The 18,977-nt window shown below is 62.7% G+C and carries 6 protein-coding genes; 1 reads left to right on the top strand and 5 read right to left on the bottom strand.

Translation table 11 applies throughout. The features are described from left to right. Window positions 1–121: 121 nt before the first annotated feature. Complete coding sequence (locus ABIE57_RS18555; RefSeq protein WP_354540527.1) at window positions 122–514, top strand: integrase core domain-containing protein; 393 nt, start codon at window positions 122–124, stop codon at window positions 512–514. 287 nt (window positions 515–801) lie between these two features. Here ABIE57_RS18555 and ABIE57_RS18550 read toward each other — a convergent pair whose 3' ends face one another. From ABIE57_RS18550 to ABIE57_RS18530, 5 genes are all read right to left on the bottom strand, one after another. Beyond that, window positions 802–2,115 carry an McrC family protein gene (locus ABIE57_RS18550; RefSeq protein WP_354540526.1) on the bottom strand — a complete coding sequence of 438 codons (1,314 nt, stop codon included), beginning with the start codon at window positions 2,113–2,115 and terminating at the stop codon, window positions 802–804. Next, window positions 2,115–5,267 carry a DUF8426 domain-containing protein gene (locus ABIE57_RS18545; RefSeq protein ID WP_354540525.1) on the bottom strand — a complete coding sequence of 1,051 codons (3,153 nt, stop codon included), beginning with the start codon at window positions 5,265–5,267 and terminating at the stop codon, window positions 2,115–2,117. The genes ABIE57_RS18550 and ABIE57_RS18545 overlap by 1 nt, the downstream gene beginning before the upstream one ends. Before the next feature lie 217 nt (window positions 5,268–5,484). Beyond that, a complete protein-coding gene (locus ABIE57_RS18540) occupies window positions 5,485–8,118 on the bottom strand; it encodes a DEAD/DEAH box helicase (protein ID WP_354540524.1) in 2,634 nt (877 codons plus the stop codon). After that, window positions 8,115–15,572 (bottom strand): sacsin N-terminal ATP-binding-like domain-containing protein, encoded by a 7,458-nt coding sequence (locus ABIE57_RS18535; RefSeq protein ID WP_354540523.1) that lies wholly within the window; start codon window positions 15,570–15,572, stop codon window positions 8,115–8,117. Before ABIE57_RS18535 ends, ABIE57_RS18540 begins: the two co-directional genes overlap by 4 nt. Beyond that, window positions 15,569–18,880, bottom strand: a complete 3,312-nt coding sequence (locus ABIE57_RS18530) for a TM0106 family RecB-like putative nuclease (RefSeq protein WP_354540522.1) — start codon at window positions 18,878–18,880, stop codon at window positions 15,569–15,571. The genes ABIE57_RS18535 and ABIE57_RS18530 overlap by 4 nt, the downstream gene beginning before the upstream one ends. Window positions 18,881–18,977 lie beyond the last annotated feature (97 nt).

The raw sequence follows: 18,977 nt of genomic DNA, 5'->3' as shown, positions 1-18,977 counted from the left end.
CCATCAGCGCCAAGCAGCATAACATCAACCAACAGAGCCGGAGCCCTCCAGACCAAAATCACGCCGCCTGTTCCAAATCATTCGACGACGGACAGTTCCGGAATACGCACGCAACACTTTGATGTGGTGCGCTGAACAAGGGATCACGCCGGGTTTCCTGATCCGCGATGCCGACACCAAGTTCAGCGCCAGCTTCGATACCGTCTGGGCATCGGAAGGCGCCCGGGTCATCCAGATCCCGCACAGAGCACCGGACGCCAATGCCTTCGCCGAGTCCTTCATTGGTACCATCAAGCGCGAATGTCTGGATTTCTTCGTCTGCTTCAGCCGCTCGCAGCTCGATTACATCCTGCGGACCTGGGTGCGCCACTATAATTTCGAGCGCCCACATCGTGGACGGGACATCGGGAACAACGTGCTGCAAGTCGATTTCCGGCCCGTCCGTGACGGCCCGATCCGGCGCAATCGCCAGCTTGGCGGCATTATCACTTCCTACACCCGCGACGCGGCGTGAATGCACTTTTTCCGAGCAATCTGATCGGAATGAGAGGGGGTGCCGAGTTCATATTGCCGGGCTCCACCTACGCCCTCAAAAATTCGTTTGCTCAAACGTAATGGGTCCCACTTGCATTTTGGGACCCGGGGGATGGGCCTGAAAGACAACCCTCTTTTGGGGGTGCCGCTCGGTTTCCAAGGAATTTCTGATCCTTCGGACATGTGATCGAATACCTTTGCACTGTTCGCCACGCCTCCACAATTCAAGATGCCGGTTTTGTGTTGAAAAGCAGCTCTATAGCTCGGTCAGCCAGCGGCCTCGACCATTTCCTCATCGCCGATAAGCAGTTGTCGGATGCGATCGAGTATTTTTTCACTGTTCGCCACGTCTATGCTGGCGGTCTCAAGGATCGTGGCATGCCCGGTGATGCGATGGCGAGCGTGAACAGCGTCTTCGGTTCCGAGGCCGGGGTGATGGGGATAGAGCAGCGTCAATCGCGGAGCGTGGTACAGCTGTGCATAGGCCATCATCTGATACACGTCGGCCTGCGAGACGCCTTGCTTGGGATCATCAATCCGCGAGGATATCCGCTTCCACTTGGTATCGATGACATGGGTTACGCTACCATCCCTGCGGATCAGGATGTCAGGTCTGGTCTGGAAAAGCCCGCGTTCGCTGTCCTGCGCACTAAGGCAGAACAGTCGTCCACCTTGGAGCGAAACGGTAAGTCCAGTTCCCGCCAGTGCGCGAGCGATCAGCCGTCCGACATATTCTTCGAACAGTGCGTTCATCTCGAACAGCATCGCGGTGCCCTCACCCGTTCCGCCTGTCGTCGTCTGGTAGCGGTCGTGCAGGAAGAGACGCGCCATGGCGAACAGCTCTCGCCAGGACCGGTTGGTCCGATCGATGACGACCTCGTCCCATCGCAGGGCTGGGACCGGAACGTCGGCGATTTCAGCATAGACAAACGCCAGCTCGCGCAGGCGCTTCTGGTTGACGCTGCGCCGCGAGAGGCGAAACAGGTGAACCACTGCCGCCTTCATGATCCTGTTGAGCGGCGTGTCTTCCGAGAGAAGATCGAAACGGCAGGCGAGACGTGAAGGATTGACCGCATGTCGGGTGAACTGACGGTTCACGTCGAGCTGGCCACGCAAAGTCGGCAAGTCTTCTTCCCGCCCGACATAACGGCGCGGCATGCCCTTGCGCAGGGTTTCGGTCAGCTTGTCGCAAAAGATACGGATCAAGATTTCCAGGAGCGTTTCGCGCTGCCAGGCAAGATCGGTAATGACACCGAGGTCGATCTTTAGATCAAGCGCTACGGCAAGCATATGCACCAAGCGTTTCCGGATCGCGGCGTTCTCGTGATCGGGTGTTTCACCGGGAGCCACATCGATCTTTGGCAGGATCTCCAGGCTTGCATCGCCCGATGCCAGAATCCCGACCACGCCACGGGCACGCAACGCGTTCCTGCCATGCTCGAGCACCCCACTGCCGCCGCGTCCGGCGAAAGCCGAGCGTGCCGCCAGCCCCGCAAGTCGGTCGGCATGGTGCACCGTGATCTGACCCTTGGCCTCGCCGTAAGCGAGCTTTTCCCACTCACGAACCGTGTAGGCGGGCATCAGGCTGCGAAGTCCGAGAAATCAAAGCTGGTCTTCACGCTCCAACGCCGCTTGTCCCCGCCCAGATCATCATCGGCGAAGCCGACTGGCGCTGCCAACCGTATGGATTCGAGAAAACGGGCGCCGCTGGCACCATCACCATCGCCGAGCACCGCAGCAACCTTTGACCAGTCTTCGTAAAAGTACTCCGCCAGAAGCGGGATGACCTTGTGGCGCATGACATCCTCCACATCGGCGCGGGTCGTGCAACCTGTGAAGTAAGCATGGCCGATCTGGTGTTCCCGATCGAAAAGATACTCGATCCGCTCGTTGAGGGTGCGCAGAAGCTTGCACAGATCGACCCCTTCGAGGTTTGCGGCATCAAGCTGCCGCGCCGCCAGCGCCCGCCGCAGTTCTTCAACGTCGGGCATCAGCTCGCGGAAGGTAAACCGTCGGCGCAAGGCGGTATCGAGCAGCGCAATCGAACGGTCCGCGGTGTTCATTGTGCCGATAATGTGCAGGTTGGCCGGCACGCCGAAACTCGCCCCGGAATAGGGAAGCCGGACTCTGACTTCGTTTTCGCAACCGAGCCGCTTGTCAATTTCGAGCAGCGTGATCAGCTCGCCAAAGACTTTGGAGATATTGGCCCGGTTGATCTCGTCGATGATGAGGACATGCGGCCGCGCACTGGCCACCGGCCGCTCGGCATTAGGATCGATCACCACCGATTCCAGCGCATCCCAATCGATCCTGTTCGGATCGAGGCGATAGGCCGACTGACGGCGGAAGTTTCGGGCGTAGAAAGGTGCGCGCTCCGCTCCGTTGTCGTCCCGCCAGATCCATTCAACGCTGCGACGATGCGGATGGAAGTCGGCGTCGGCATCAAAATAATACTCGCCGCTCACGCGTCCGAAGGCGCGATAACTGTCACGGCCGTCGGAGATGACCACATAGTCGCCGACCTGAAGGCCGGACCGAAACGCGAAGAGCATTTCGATATTTGGATCCTTGCCGGATGCATCGGGATCCTTTTGGTCGTTCCACGCCTTTCGGATTTCTTCGAAATCGTCGAACCGCTCGTCCGACCAGTCGATATCACCGCCCCAGCCGAGATGGATCAATCCGCCATCGAGGCCTTCGCGAATTCGGCTTTCCTGGCTACCGCGCTGACCGAGAGCAATCTTGTAGATCGGGCGCGAACGGTCGAGCCGCTTTGCCGGCGCATCGCCTGTGTCGAGTCGTGCCCTCTCGCTGATGATCTTGAATACGCCGGCATGGGGCTTGAGGCTGAAACCGCCGGAAGTGCCGGCGCCCTCGTCGTCACCTTCCTGTTCGCTCCCTGTCGTCGGCCGAAGCCCTTCAACAAAATCCTCGTAGGAAAATGACTGGTGGAATGTCACGAACTCGATCCGACCTTCACCAGCAAGGCGGCGATACTCGGTCATCAGGGCATCGCGGTCATGGCGCAAAGGCGCCGCCGCGTTCCCGCCCAAGCAAAGGCGCACCGCCTCCCAAGCCGTGGCGTAGGTTTTCCCGGTTCCCGGCGGGCCGTAGAGGATGAGATTGGTGGCGGTGGGCATTGCGGTCATGGGTTCAAAGGTCATGGGTTCGTGCCCTTCCGCCGAGGCGAGCTTAAAGGTGAAGACGGTGGAACTGCTGGGATTTGGCAGGGTGTGCGTCGGGGGCGGAACCTCCGCGAGTTTCTGGAACTCCTCGCTCCCGAGCGCGCTACAAATTGCCGGATGCCGATCGTGCAGACCGATGTCGCGGCCTAGATCGCCTGCTCGTATGGCAACTTCTGCTTCGCCGTTCTCGCGAGCCAGTTCGATATAGTAGTTTCGCGCGCACAGGCGGATGCGGTCGGCACCTGCGATCAGGTGTTCGTAGCGCTCAGGCGAAGCAACCGGCGCGCCTTCGGCATCGACGATGATGTAGCCCGCATTGTGGAGCTGGGCCGCGGCATCGGACTTTTGCCCCCAGCCTCCGTTGAGTTCTGTTTTGCCGCGCAAAAAGCCGACGACCGGCTTTGAGGGGTAGATCCGGTTGGGCCGGTCGCGTGTCGATCGCACCCAATAGTCGCGCGGCTCGCCGAAGGCGTCGAAAATCGCGGCGTGCTCGCCCGATTGGCGATAGCTGTCGTAGGCGTCCATCGCCGCCTCGATCGCCTCGCGCGAAAAGGATGCTGTGTCCTCTTCCTTGTAATTGTGGACGACCCACAGTGCGCCTTGCACATCGATCATGTCGCGTGGCGCCAGCCCCTGAGCCTCGAAAGCGCTGCGGACCGCCTTCATGAAGCGCAATTCGTCACGATAGGTATCCGCCACCGACGAGTGATCGGGGAACCGACTGCCCACAGCTTGCAGCCATAGATCCTGACGTACGGAATGACGGATATAGATGCCCTCGTTTGGGGCGAGATGCAGGAGCAGGAATTCGCCGATCTGACGGGCCGGATCGGGCTTACCGTTTGGGACAGCCGCAATCCAGGCGTTGACAAAGGCATCCAGTGCCAAGGCGTGACCGTCGGCTGCGCCAAGCGCGGCATCGACGAGCTCGCGCAGGGCGGGCCAGAGCTTTTCACGATCCGCATCACCCTTCGGCGACAGCGGCCAATAGGCGCGCCATTGCAGCAGATTGCTTTTGGCGAGCGCGGTGTTTACGGCATTGGCGAGATCCTGATCGGATCCGGGTTGTGTGATCGCTGCCTTCAGCTCGGTTGCGATCTCAAGCTTATAGGTTCGCTCCGCCTCGTCGAAATGTGGATCGGGTCGGTCAAAGCGGTCCAGGGCGGGAAAGAAGTGGCGGAGGCGCTCGATCCAGCGCGTGATCGCCGCCGGGTTCAGAACCAACGCATCTTCAGAATCTAACAATGCCTCGAGCAGTCGGCGCATGGCTTCGGCATTATCGATCCGCACGACAATGCAATCAGCATCGCCAAAGGACCAGTCTCGGCTGAGGGCCGAATGCCGCCCACCATCCTTCATTCCGCTCTGATAGGACCGCAGCTCGCTGGCAAAGCCGCTCGCCTCGACGCGATCGCGCCATTTTGCATGAAGAAAGATGTTGGCCGGATTCTGCATCTCCCACAGCAGGCGCTCACCTCCGCCAAATTCAAAGGACACCATTTTTTTGGTGACCCCGCCGCCCGGGCGCAGGCCCGAGCTGCGCAGCACGTCGAAAAGCGCCCTGCGCAGCGGTAGGGGGCGGTCGCTTTCTTTTCATCGAGCCGAGCCTCGAAACTCTCCCACATTCAAAAATCTCCAGACTCAGGCAACGCGCACAGCGTATTCACCAGCTGCATCTGCTTTACTGTCTCGCATTTCGTCTCGCGCAGACGCGGCGCGCCGAAGACCAGCGCTAGAACATCTTTAATCCCCATTCTAGCTCAATTCATCCCGTTCTTTCAGGGAGTAAGCAAAGGAGCGGCACCGCACGAGGCCGACGAAATGGCATGGTGACGGAAGGCAGGGCTTCGCGCAGTAAATCGAGCAGTGCCTGCGTCTCGGCGCGTTCTGCATGCGTTAGCGGAGCGGCCTGATCTTCTCCGGCGAGACACGCGTTGAGGCGGTCAAGCGCTTGCCAATCGGCGAGCGGCGGCCGCTCCTCGGCTCCGGGTCCCTCCACCGCTAGGACCACTCGGTGGACGGTGCCACCTGTTCCCGTAACCTCGTCTTCGACAGCAGCAAGAAGCATGGATTGGGCAAGGTTGCGAACTCGGGCAATCAGCACGGGGCGCCCCGCCGCCTCGGCAAGCGCATGGTCCAGAAGCGGGTGGCCGACACCAAGAAGGCGGTTCATCCGCTCGTTTCCAGGCAGCCTCCGGTCAAAGACGAGCCCATTGTAGCGCGGCTGCAGATCGAGGCTGCGCTTCCAGTCCTCTGGCGTCGCGACGGACAGACCGTCTTCGCCCCGCGTAACACGACGCCCCATCAGCACCATGGCGTTTCGGAAGAACGGCTCGAGCGCAGGTAGGTCGATCCGGGGGATGCTGCCTCCGATCGCGCCAAAATCGAACCGGGCGACCTGGCCGAGCATCGCTCGGACGGTCTCGAGCGCATCGCGCCCACCGAAAGTGGCTGTGCGCGCGTCGAACCATTCGGCCAGCCCCTCGCGCTGGTTACCGGGGACTGCGTTCGACCCCTCGGTAAAGAGTTCGTCGAAGAACCGCCCGCCCTGCATGCCGATCACGAGCTGGGCGATGTCTTCGGCCTCTTCCATCGAGGCCGAAAGCGCGGCCTGGATGCGCGCGAGCTTCGCCTCGAGCAGCGCCCAGATGCGGGCCTCGACCGTGGCGGGGTTGCGGAGCAGGAACACCCGGACCGCCCGCTTCTGCCCGTAGCGATTGAGCCGACCGACACGCTGGTGCAGGCGCATCGGGTTCCAGGGGAGATCCACATGCACAAGGGTCGCGCAGCGGTCCTGCAAGTCGATCCCCTCGCCGCCTGCCTCGGTCGAAACAAGAAAGCGGGTGCGGCCAGCATTGAAATCATCCGCGGCGGCGTCGCGAGAAAGGCTTCGGACGCGGATCGCGCCATCCGCTTCCTGCACAGCCAGCCGTTCGTCTCCGTTGATGAAACCCACGCAGCCCTTGCCGAAGCGCGCCTCAAGCGCGGCAATGACGAGGGCCTGAGTAGCCTTGTATTCGGTGAACAGGAGAAGTGGCTCGCCCGAGGGCAGCTGTTCGTCGATAAGCGCGATCAGACGGGCGATCTTCGCCTCCGCTGTGATCCCGCGAGCCAACGCTACTAAGTCGTCGAGCCGCTCAATTTCGCCCTGCATAAGGAACAAAGCCACTTGGTCGGGCAGCGCCTCATCTTGCTCGGCCGCTTCGTCGAGTGTCTCAGCTTCTTCGGGCAAATCTGCTGTCACCCGCTGCACCGCTTCGGCCAGCATCGCGCGCCGGCGTTCGAGTGCGCTGCGGATCGCCGCGATCGAACTCGCCGCCAGCTTCTGCAGCGCGATGAGCAACAGCATCCGGGCCGACTGCTCGCGTCCCGTCAGATTCAAAGCATAGGCCCGGCCATCGAGGATGAAGGCGCTCATGGTCTGGTAGAACGCAGCCTCGGCTGGCGCGTAGTCATAGTCTACGGTTTCGGTGCTTACGGGTTGAAAAAGCCGATTGCCCTCAAGGTCGGTCACGAGCGCCTTGTTGTTTCGGATCATTGCCTCGCGGAGGTTCGGAAGCTGATCGCCCACAGGTTGCCGGGGATCAAAGAGATCGGGCCGGATGAGCCGCATGAGCGCGAGGAAGCCGAAATCCTTGCCGCGGTGAGGCGTTCCCGTAAACAAGACGAGTGACTCTATCCGGCCCCTGTCCTGGAGCTCGCGAAGCAGGTCGTAAGTCTGTGTCGAGATGCGTTCTTGAGCTTGGAAATGGTGCGCTTCGTCAACCATGACCATGTCCCATGGCCCGGCAGCCAAAAGACGGTCGCGAGCTGCAGGCTGACGCAGCGTGTGGAACGAGGCAACGACTTGCGAAGCTGTGTCCCAGAAGCTGATCTTCCCGCGGTCCTGCTCGCGTGTGTATTCCTGAAGGCGAATGTCGAACATGGACTTCATGCGTGCGCGCCATTGCGGAACTAGGCGCGCCGGGGCCAGGATCAGGAGCCGCTGGATACGGCCACCTGCCAATAGAGGCGTCAGGATCAGCCCAGCCTCAATCGTCTTTCCAAGGCCCACGTCGTCCGCCACCAACCAACGCGCGGGCCAGTGCTGGGTGACCTGGCGACACACCCAAAGCTGATGCGGCAGAAGCTGCACCCGCGAACGTGAAAACACCCCCCATTGGTCGTTGATAGAGCGGATCAGCAGCGCCTGCGCACGTGCGAGCGCGGCGAGGGGATCATCGGAGACGCCCTCGGTCAGGGCATCGGCGAGCGATCGGACCACCTCAAGCTCTCCACGCTCGACCTGTTCGAGCGCTGCGCCAAAGCGGACGATAATGGTATCGCCTAGATCGTGGACAACACGGCCTTCACCGTGGCGCGGATGGCGAACGGGACGGTCTTGAGCAAGTGCAGTCATTCTTCGTTCTCGTCATTGTATTCCGACACATCGGCCTGTTCGTGAACGTCGCCATTCCAGAGCTGAAGCGGAAGGTCCAGGTCGCCGAGGAAAGCGGCGTCCGGGCCAAGATGGTTGAAAACAAAGCCGTGGATGTCTGGTGAAAGGTCCATCTTGTATTCTGGGGCCTGAAGTGAATGGCTCAGCCGCTCTTCGAATAGTTTGCGCAGATGCGCTGTTCCCCCCCAGCCGTACGGGTGCATGCGGCTCGCCTCGTCGTCCTCCCAAAGGCCATGCCGCATCGCCTCTCGTATCATCCAGTTGGCCCCGAGCCCGAGGCTTTGCGCAAGCGGCGCGCCCTCAAGCCCGCGTTTCTGCCAAATTGGACTCATACTTGGTCGCAAGGCATCGCTTAGGGAAATACTTCCGTCGCGTTCGATCGCCCTCGGCAGCAGTCTGAAAGCCTCAACATAGTCAGGCAGCCAGCGCGCAAGGGCATAGAGGTCGGGGAGAGTGCGGCGCCATTGCGGAAAGTCGATTTTCCAAACGTCGGGCCTAGCGAAATTCTCGAGCCGTTTCAGCCAAGGCATGGCGGCCTCGCTCAACTCAGCTTCAGAGAGCGCGTTGTTCGAAAACCTTGCCTCGGCCATTTCCTGCCACCAGCCCTCTCGGACCGCGGCCTCGACGAAGCTTTTGTGGGCACCCTGATTGTTCCAGCCCAACGTGCGGAAGATGCCGAGAGCGAAGAAAGTGAACCAGCCGAGCCGGTCATCTGTGGCCTCGCAGTCGCGAAGGCGTCCCGGAATGAACCCTTCGGGCCAGACGCGGGTGTCGTAGTTGCGCCGCTGATCGGTGTGCTCCCGTCGCCACCAATCGCGGATCCGGGCGAGTTCTTCGGCCGGATCAGGCGGCGCGTCCCAAGGCTCTGCGGTGCCCGGGTCGAACGGCGACCACCGGCCCGAACCGATGCTACGAGCGAGCGATGGATAGAGAATGGTCATGAGCCGACCGCGCGTGTCGTCATCAAGGCCCTCCACCAGTGCGCTTTGGCGTAGCTCGTCCGGATCGCCGGGTAGCCAGTGCGGTCGCGCGCGCGCCAGAAGTGCCCCCAGGCGCTCGCCTTGGCCGCCCTCTGCAACGTAGGATAGAAGCGCACATCGGGCAGCTTGGTCGACCGTCTCTTGCGCCCAGCGCTCAAAGGACTCGGCTTTCCTCTGAAAGCCGCTCTGCCGTGCGGCCAGACGGTAGAATGAAAGCGCGGCGTTAGTATAGGAGCCGTCGGCAACGTCCGTATCGGGTGCGAAGGCGAGAATGCGGCGTTCCTCCTCATCCGCATCCACGGCATCGCGCGGCGCCATACGAGCCTCGCGCCAACTGCCATCGGCCATTCGGAACCTCGCACCGGCTGCAGCCTTGAGCAGTTCCTGCTGCTCCGTCCAAGCTAGGGCATTTACGAAGTCCTCATCGAGAACTGCACCCAGCTTTGCGGCGGTTTCGGGATCAACCTGCTTGTTCTCACCCAGTTCTGCCTTGACAAGCTTTGCCGCATCGAAGGTTTGCGGTGCGTCGAACCCGAGCCGCTGGAGCAGCTCCGCTGCCTTTAGACTCACCGCCGAGTGCGCGATGTCCGCGATCCCCCGCCAGCCCGTGAGCCGCCTGAGCCGGCTCCGCTCAGCAAGCGGCCCGGCGATCTGCCAGCGAACCTGATCCACGCGCAAGAAAGGTGCGAAGGGTGCCGGCAGCCCGGTCGGCAGTGCCTCACGCTCGCGGAACAGGTGCGTGAGGCCACCTTCGCGGTGGAGGTGCGTCTCGAGTCGTTCGTCTTCGGCGTCGCGGGACACATCCGCTGTTAAGAGAAGTGTGAGGCGTTCAAGGAACACTGCGCGCCCCGAGGCGGCGTTCCGGTCGGCAAGCCCAGAACCTTCCGCAAAGCCCGCCCAGTCGCGTTCGATGAGGTCGTAGAGTTCGACCAATCTCTCCCCTAGCGCCCGACCCAGACGACCGAAGAGCGCCGCGCGCTCATCGACGCTGCCCGCAAGCCGCCCGCGCCCCGGATCGACGCGAAAGCCATAGGAGTTGAGAAGCCAGCCGGCCCGGCACTCCTCTTCAAGTGGCGCAAGCAACCACAGCCTAGCTAGGGTCTCGGGCAGCGCTTGAGGGCCGTCGGACCCGAGGAGCAAGAACAACCTCGTATTGCTGTCCAGGATAAGCGCGAGCGCCTGGCCGGGTTCTGCGCCTTCGAAGACGACGTGCTTGATCCCTGTCGTGCCCGTCTCGCCGAAGTGGGCCTTAAACCGGCGGCCATTAAACTCGATCTCCCGGATCGCCCGCGCCGTGGCTGGCAGCCACCGAACGCTACTTTCGAAGGCCGCTCGCGCCTCTTCAGCCTTAGCATGGAGCTCAGGGTCGATCTCCAGCTCGATAAGCGTTGCGCTCCTCCCATCCCGCTTCTCGTCCATCGAGAGTGTCCGTCCGCCCTCCCAAACCTCAGGCAGCATGCCTCCCTTAACTCGGCAAGATGCCTCGAAACCGGAGGCGATTCCCACCTCGTGTGCAATTAGATGCACGCTCTTGAACCCCAGTCCGAACCGCCCCGTCACATCCTCGCGCTTTTCGGAAAGGTTCATAAGAAGCATGTTGAAGAGGTCTCGCTGCCAGCCCTCGCGTTCGCCGTCGGCCGGACGCCCGGGACGATTGATGAGACGTCCCCAGTGCTGCAGGCGCAAACGCTCGGTCTGGAACACAACACGGCACAACGATGCCACCTCGGGCGGGTGTTGAAGCGTCGCGTCGTCAGCATTCTGGAAGAGTTCAAAAACCACGCGCGCAGGGCCATAGCCGTAGCTCCCGATGCCCTGGCGGATCAGCGCGAGCAGTTCGGAAGCCGTCTCTGGCGATGAAACCTCCTCCCAGAGCGAACGCTTGGCCGCAGGCAATTGGTCTGCACGCCGGTTCGGCGGGATGGACTGCTCCTTCGTCTCATACCGGTTCAGAACGTCCCGTAGCTTCGATCCACGGACTGGCTTCAATTCTGCCAGGATCTGCGGCAGGCGATCTTCGAGGCGAGCGCGCGTATCCTCGACCGTCGCTTGTTCAGCCTGGAATGCTTGACGGAATTCCTCAAGGACAGCTTCCTCGCAATGACGGAAATGCCATAGAGCGAGCCGTCCAACGGTAGCGATTAACTCCTCCAGTGTGGCCCGCGCAATCGAGCCATCACTATCAGCGAGCGTAACCTCATGGGCCATCGTGCCAAGTCCGGCAGTGGCACTTTCCGTTTTCAGCCTGCGTTGCTGATGATGTCCCGCACCAAGAACCTGAAACGGTGTGAGTATTGCGCTGGGCGCGTTTCTAAAACTTCCGTCAAGAGCAAGTATCGGGACCGGTCCGCCGGTAGTAAGTTTGAAGTGCAGGCGAACGTCTTTGCGGATCGACGAGAGATCGTACGTTCTTCCGGTCTGATTGGGGGTGAGTTCGCCAACGACTTCGCTGAGCCTATTCTGAATCGCAAGAATTTGTGCCTGCGGCAGCGCCAGATGATCGCGCGCCAGCCTCTCGAACAGATCGCGATCAGCAACTAGCGCGGCGAATAATGCGAGTGCCTGCTCCGGCACCTGCGCCCGCAGTTGCGTCAGAACCGCGGCCAAGCTTTGCGAACAGTCTTCCTCTGACAAAACTGACTGCTCGACATCCGTGTTTTCATATGCGGCACCATCCTCGGCAGCGGTCGGATCTTCATGTGCCGGCAAAAGCGCAGCGAGTTCCGAGTAAAGCAGGACATCCGGCGCGACCCCCGTGCATCGGACAGTGACCTCGCAACCTGGCTTCCAGGCGCCTGCCGCGGTGGGCACCAAGACTCTGCCCATAATCGCCCGGAGACTCGAGGTGGGCCATGCAGTCATCGCCCGGAAGCTCGCCTCGTAGGCGACGCGCGCAGAACTCTTCGCAGCGCGGGCCGTGCTTTTCCCTTCCTGCGCCATCCTCGCCAAGGCGTTGAGCCACTCGTCAACGCCCAAGGACGATACTCTGTCGGCGGTCCCAAATTGCGTGAGGACCTCGCACACCCGGCTTGCGTTCTTCTCGTTGTCCTTGGCAGGCGCTCGCAGCACGGCGGCGAGAAGGGGCCAGCCAGTGAGCGGGAGGACGGCGCCGGCAGCAGCGAGGTCGGTAAGCGCACCTCCCAACTCCTCATTGACCTCGCCCATGTAGGCGACAGGTCTCGAGGCCTCGACTATGAGCAGAAGCTCGTCGAGAGAACCTGCCTCGTCGGAAAGTACGCCCCGGTCTCGCAAAGCGGCGAAGCCTGGGTGATCGCGAAGCGTCGGGGCGATGGCGCTCACCGGCAGGAAAGGCAGATCGTCACCAAGCGCCTGCCGCGCGGCCGTGAGAATTTCGTCGGACAGGTCGAGCACATCCTCGGGCTTCCAGGCGCTGCCGCGACGGTCAAGGAGCCAAGGGACCCGGCCGATCTGGTCCAGGTCAGGCCGGTCGACCCGTGCGAGTGCCTCGATAATCTCGGCGGCGAAGCGCGAGGGTTCGGGTTGACCGAGGCAGACTGCGATCTGCGCCGCGGGTGACCAGTGATGCACGAGCGCCTCGGCGCGTTTCCTGGCCTTCTGCCCCATGGCACCACCAAGCATAGGCACAAGGGTGGTCATGCTCGCTGGGACAGGCCAGTCGCGGTTCGATTGGTAAAGGTCGTTCGGTGACGCCCAACCGCCCCGCGCCGTAGGCAGGATCGGTAGCTTGCGGAGCAATTCCTCGGGGATGCCAGCGCATAGGATCGCCTCGGCCGCCTTTAGGTCGAGGCCACGCTCGGGCAGGTCCTCAGCGTTACGGCAGAGCAGATCACCAAGTTCCGCGCCCTCGATCGTAGAGATCGACAGGTGGCGAGCCTTGGTTCGATCGAGCGTGTCGAGAATCTCAGCCGGTACCAGAGCATCTTGCGTTGAGGTCGCGATCAGCCGCGCGATAAGCGCGTCCAGCGCCGGGGCTGTCTCTCGCAGCGCCTCAAGTTTGACACTAGGATCAAGCGCACGCCGATCCCCGGCTGCAAGCGCCCGCAGGGCGTCGCGCTTATCCGCATCATCTGTGAAGATGCTGTTTAGCAGCGCGGCGCGGGCCTGAGGTGGACCGAACGCCTCAGCTCGTCGTGCCAACGAGCAGACGGCGCCGGCATCGAGGCTAGCCAAGCGAAAAGTGGGCCGAACGGATGGGCTATGGCCCACATCTTGCAGTGCAGCGGCAACTGCATTTGGCAAAATGAACGCATTCGAACCGGGCAGCGCATCTGCCAGCAGCCCGAGGAGTTTCTTCTCTGGCGGTGTATCACGGAACAGCAGCCCCTCGCGTGCGGTGGCGTCGAGTTCGGCAAGGCTCAGTAGGCGGCTGCCACTACCATAGAGCGCCCGAACCACAGGAAGTCGGCGAAGCTCCGGGTCGGCCAGTGCCGTTTCCAGGTTCTTCAGTCGGCGCACGATCGCGAGGGATGCCGCACCTGCGGCCTCGCCCCGCGCTTCGTTCGCGAACAGTGGCTGTAAGGCTGCGATCAGAGGTCGCGCATTGGCGGCGTCGAGCGTCGGGCTGTCGGCGGTCCCCTCCGGTAGCCATGCTCGGGGCAGACAAAGCGGCGCGTTCTGCGCCTGCGCAAGTGCGCGCAACACGTAGCGCTCGGAGGCAGAGGGTGGCAACGGCACGATGTCCGCACAATTTACGGCGGCGAGAACCTCGGCGATCCGGGCATGCGGCGCAAGCGTGGGCGCCGAGGCAATCGCCTTCCTCAGCCGGTTGATGACCGGCTCGACCGCAGCCACGCGCAGGTCATCGTTGGCGCATGCGACAAGTAGAAAATCGGTCAGAACGCGCGTGTGTCTTTCGCTTGCAAAGCACTCGGGCTTGAGCTCCGCCAGAAACTCCGTCAGCTCCTCGGGGTCCCAGCTTGGCACTTCGGGCGCAAGCAGGGCGTCTGCGCCACAGACCAGAGTTAGGTTGCGCGCCACAGCCCATTCGGCGACATCGGGCAATAGCTCAACGAGCGCGACGCGCCCGCGCTCGTCGGGTGCCGGCAAGGGCCGCAGGGTCGTCCCGGCCGGAACGAGGCGCCAGCGCGCCAACGTGCTGTCACGAGTGACGTCAACGCAGCGGGCTAGCACATGTTCGGCCGCGATGGCTTCGCGGTGAGTCCGGCCGAAGTCGCTGGTCGCCAGCGCTCTCACCGCAGCGGCCAGTGCATCGCTCGAGAGTACCTGTTGTGCCAGAGCGTCGTGGAAGACGACTGGGATCAGCGGCAGAACAAGCCTGTCGCGGATGCTACGGTTCCAATCGGCACGAAGCGCGGCGTCGTTCGAAGGCATCTGCTCAGCGTGTTTCGGGCTGTCATCATCAAGACCGATGATGGACTTACGCCCGCTGTCGACGAAAAAGCATCCGTGGAGGAGCAACTTCAGGCGCCCCTTGCCATCATGGTGGAGGACGCGAAAAGCCTCAGTTACCGGCAGGAGCACCGACCAGTCAGCAAGGAGCCGCCCACGGCTGTCGGGCTCAATCACAAGGATCGCAGCGCCGTGTGGCGTGGCCTTTTGCTTTTTCTCCTCATCGGTGTCCGGGTTGCGGCTGAGGGGCCAGTTGTCAGACTCCCTTAGGTGACTACAGAAGGTGTCGGGCGCGCGCCTCTCGCGGCCGAGGCTGACTATTCCAGGGCCAAGCGTGCCTCCGAAACTGCGATCTCCCGGGTCAAGCCCGTACCCGACCAGGCCGGGGGCCTCACCGCGGTCGAGTTCAACGCGTACGCCGTTAATCTCGACCGACACGCGGCGCACATCGCGTAGCGATGCCAGCATTTCAGCGAGACGCTGTCGGTCTGCAAGGGGCGCAAGGCTCTCTGGTGCGAAATCCATGGGCCTTATGCCCTTGCTCGTCGGCTTCGGGCGCAGCCCGGGGCGTCGCAAGGGGAACCACAAATTCAGTCTGCGACGCGAGGAAATGCAGAGTTCCCCAGCCGAAACGATAAGCGTTGCATCGCTTTCATCGATCGTGTCCCAGCGAAGGCAATCATCGCCTTCGCGCCCGAGCGTCTCGAAAGGGTTCACGACAAAGGGAAGGTGTTCTGTCCCGTAACCGCATGGAACAACGACAAAAGCATCGCAAAGGTGAAAGACCGATTTCTGCCCGAGGCCGAACCGCCCTACGGCTGCTTCGTCGAGCGCCTTCACGCTTCCCCCGAAGGTTTGCATGCCTGTCGCTGAGCCAGCATCGAAACCACCGTCGTTGACCAGCAAAAGGCCCGGCCCACGGAGCAGCGGATTGGCAGCATCCGGCCATCCGCTGAGGAGGCATACGGCTACGCTTTCAGCTTCAGCTTTCGGGTCATCGGCATTCTGCAGAAGCTCGCGAAGGACAGGGAACCCGTCAGCATAGGGATAACGCTCAAGGTTGTGGCGCAGATGCTCGACGATGTCCTTTGGGTCGAATCTCATGACGCCTCTTTGATTTCAGCCAGTGCCGTCACCGCACAGAGCGTGTTAATCAGCCTCATCTGTTCGACTGTCTCGCATTTCGCCTCGCGGAGGCGCGGCGCGCCGAAGACGAGCGCCAGCCCCTTGGCGCGCGAGACCGCCACGTTGATCCGGTTGAGGGAGAACAGGAAGTCCATGCCACGCGGCGTTTCCTCGGCCGATGACGCTGTCATCGAGACCAGGCAGACGGGCGCTTCCTGTCCCTGGAACTTGTCCACGGTGCCGACGCGAATGCCCTCGGGCAGCGCCTCGCGCAGGGCGTTCACCTGTGCGTTGTAGGGTGCGACCACGATGATGTCGGACTGACGCATGGGACGCGTCGTGCCGTCCTTCTCCGTCCAAACGCCCGTCAGCAGTTCATGAACGGCAGATTGGATGGCCGCGACTTCCTCTGGTGCGATCTGGGCATTGCCCTCATGCGGGACCGGCACCCAGAACGCACCTGCTGGGGGAAACGCGGTGCCGGCCACGGCCTGGCGCGCGGTATCGGGGTGGCTGGTCAGCCGTCCCTCGTAGACTTGGTCGGAAATGAAGCGGCAGACATCTGGATGCATCCGGCGCGAGACAGGCAGGAAGATACCGCGGTCCGGTGAGATCGTCGCGTGATCGCCCAGCATCCAGTCGAGGCAGGAGAGGTTCGCGGGGTCCGGATGCGCCCCCTGGATCACCTGCGGCAGCTGGCGCGGGTCGCCGACCAGCACGATGTTCCGCGCAGCACGCCCCATGGCGACCAGGTTGGCGATGCCAACCTGTCCTGCCTCGTCGACGAAGAGCCAGTCCAGGGTCTGCTCGAACTCCGGGCGCGAGAAGAAGAACGCAGTTCCGCCGACGACATGGGCCTCTGTCAGCGCGGGGTCGTCGTTGGACGTGGCCCGCGTGATGCCAGTGAAGCCGTCGGGATAGCCATCCTCGTCGCCGCTCACCTTGTGGGCCAGTTCGGCGTCTTCCAGAGTGATGTCCGGATCGTCGTCTTCCAGCGCGGCGAGACAGCCCATCAGCACATTCCGGATGGCCTCGTGGCTGTTCGATGCGACGCCGACGCGGTGCCCCTTGCGCACCAGAGAAAGGATGGCGCGCGCAGTGACATAGGTCTTGCCGGTTCCCGGCGGCCCCTGGATCGGCAGCACGGTGCCGTCCATCGCGCCAACGGCCGCAATCGCGCCCGCGACCGGATCAGCGCCATCCAGCAGGTCAGGCTTCGCGCCGGTCGTCAGGCGCGGCGCCGCGCGGGACAACAGATCGTCGACGGCCGTGAATCGGCGCGGCCCGCATTGATCGGCAATCACATCGCGAAGCGCGACGGCGATGACACCGGTGTTGAGCGGCCAGTCTGGGTGGAGCGTCAGACGGTCTAAGAGAAGATGTGCCTTCGCTGCCCCGGCCTTGAGAGTGATCTCACGTGCGGTCCGGTCCAGAGCGGCGATGCTGATCGTGGCGGGCGGCCCGTCAAGGACCGGCACCGTCGCGTTTTTGCCGCCCCGCAACTTCGTCTCCTGCTGCGGGAAGCGATAGGTGCGCGCCATCGAGCGTTTCACGGGCTCGGCCGCGCCCACGGCCTCGAGCCCGGCAAGCGCGTCGAGATCGTCGATCAGATCGTCCTCGTCCTTGCCAACGCTGTCGAACACGGCCCATTGCGCGGGCTTTGCTTCGCGCTTGTGGAAGAGGCCGAGGTTGAACAGCATCTCCTGCCGGTCCTCGGGCAGGTCGGAGGCTGCCAAGGCCGAACGCAGCTCTTGCGTATCGGCGTCCTCCTCCACCTCCTTGGTGCCCGCGTCCTGACCAAGCGACGGCCAGGGGCCACTGGGTCGAATGCCGACCAACCAATCCCTCAGCTCCTCGGTAGAAATGCAGTCGACGCGGTTGTAATCCTCGATCTCGTCGAGGATCTGCTGCGCGCCCGTCTCGCGCCACCGCTCATAGGCGACGACCGAGCCGCCCGCCGTCTTCACCTCGCCATCGCGTTTGCGGTCGTAGAAGGCCTCCATCGACTTGATGGAGTAATTGGGCTCGGATCCGATCAGCGCACCGCGCACGACGGCGAACAGATCGACGAACCGCCGCTCGCGCAGAAGCCGATCGAGGAAAGCCTCGCCGATCCCGTACTTCGTGGTCAGTCGGCGCAGGGCGGTGATCTCGTAGGGCGCATAGTGATAGATGCGCGCGTCCGGATAAGCCGCAAGGCGCGCACGGAAGAACTCCAGCAGCTCAGCGAGCGCGCGCGCCTCGGCGGCATGGTCATGCGCCCAGAACGCCCGGAATTGTCCGTCGAACCAGACGCCGTGGAGGTATTCGAGACCGCCCTCGAAATGTGGATCGCCTTCGATGTCATAGAACAGGTCGCTCGCCTGCGGCGCGGGCAACAGGTCGAACCCCTTGCCGGGTTCCGGTGCGCGCAGCTCAAACGCGGGCGCCCCTCGCTTTCGGGCGTGTTGGAGGCGGGCCTGCGTCACCAGCCGGCGGCGTGTGTTTTCCGCCATGCCGCGGACCCGAAGATCGAGGCTGGCGAGGGCTTCCATTGTCTGGATACCCGCTGCTTCCAGCTTCTTCACCTGTCCACGGCTGACGCCCGCGACATTGAACAGGCTGTCCTCGGCCTGCCAGACATCGGCGCAATGGTCGCCCCAGCGGCAAAGACCACAGTCCGCGCAGGGGATCGGACGGGTTGCCGGTGGAACGGCCACGAACCCCTCAAGCCGCGCCCGCGCCATGCGCGCATAGGCGGCGTAGTCCGACAGCCGAAGGGTCGCACGGGTGCCGTCCCCCAATTCGACATGGGCGAACTCGGGCGCAACGTCCTGAAGCTCGGCTAGAAGGTCGGAGTAGAGCACAAGTTGCAGGACGTGCTTCGGGTGTGGCCGACGCTTGAGCTTGGTATCGGTCACCTCGTAACTGAAAGGTCCAAGCGCGGAGGGTCGCTCGACGCGCTCCAGGAAATCCGACCAGCCGCCCCAGTTGCCTGACAGGAAAGCGCCCTGAAACACCACGTCCGGGCCAGCAACCAGCGCCGCACGCGTGGCCTCGGCGTCGCTGGCAAGGTTGCCCCTCGCGATCTCCACCACGTTTTTGCCCGCCGCGTTAAGCTGGGCCAGATGGGCGGCCTCGTGGGCGTCACCCTGTTTCTGCAGCAGCGCCGCGTCCTCGCTGTCTTCGCGCGGCTCCGGTCCGTTGCCACGCATATGTGCCAGATCAAGGGTCGTCGCGTGCGCGCACCCCATGAAGCGCATGAGATCCGAGGCGGATAGAAAGATACGGCCGTCGAGGTCCCTCATTAATGCTCCAATACTTGCGACACTCGACCCCCGAGGGAATCGCCTCGACAGACCGCAAGTCGATCAATAGCTTATGATGGTGTCAATTTCTGGCATA

This window comes from Roseovarius sp. MBR-6, from assembly GCF_040547525.1.
Classification (GTDB): domain Bacteria; phylum Pseudomonadota; class Alphaproteobacteria; order Rhodobacterales; family Rhodobacteraceae; genus Roseovarius.
The sequence above is the reverse complement of the archived record's forward strand: the minus strand, read 5'-3'. Positions and strand labels throughout refer to the sequence as shown.

What these genes read in the sequence shown, in the direction of transcription:
- ABIE57_RS18555 (WP_354540527.1), top strand. Translation starts at nt 122, where the DNA reads ATGTGGTGCGCTGAACAAGGGATCACGCCGGGTTTCCTGATCCGCGAT.
- ABIE57_RS18550 (WP_354540526.1), bottom strand. Translation starts at nt 2,115, where the DNA reads ATGCCCGCCTACACGGTTCGTGAGTGGGAAAAGCTCGCTTACGGCGAG.
- ABIE57_RS18540 (WP_354540524.1), bottom strand. Translation starts at nt 8,118, where the DNA reads ATGACTGCACTTGCTCAAGACCGTCCCGTTCGCCATCCGCGCCACGGT.
- ABIE57_RS18535 (WP_354540523.1), bottom strand. Translation starts at nt 15,572, where the DNA reads ATGAGATTCGACCCAAAGGACATCGTCGAGCATCTGCGCCACAACCTT.
- ABIE57_RS18530 (WP_354540522.1), bottom strand. Translation starts at nt 18,880, where the DNA reads ATGAGGGACCTCGACGGCCGTATCTTTCTATCCGCCTCGGATCTCATG.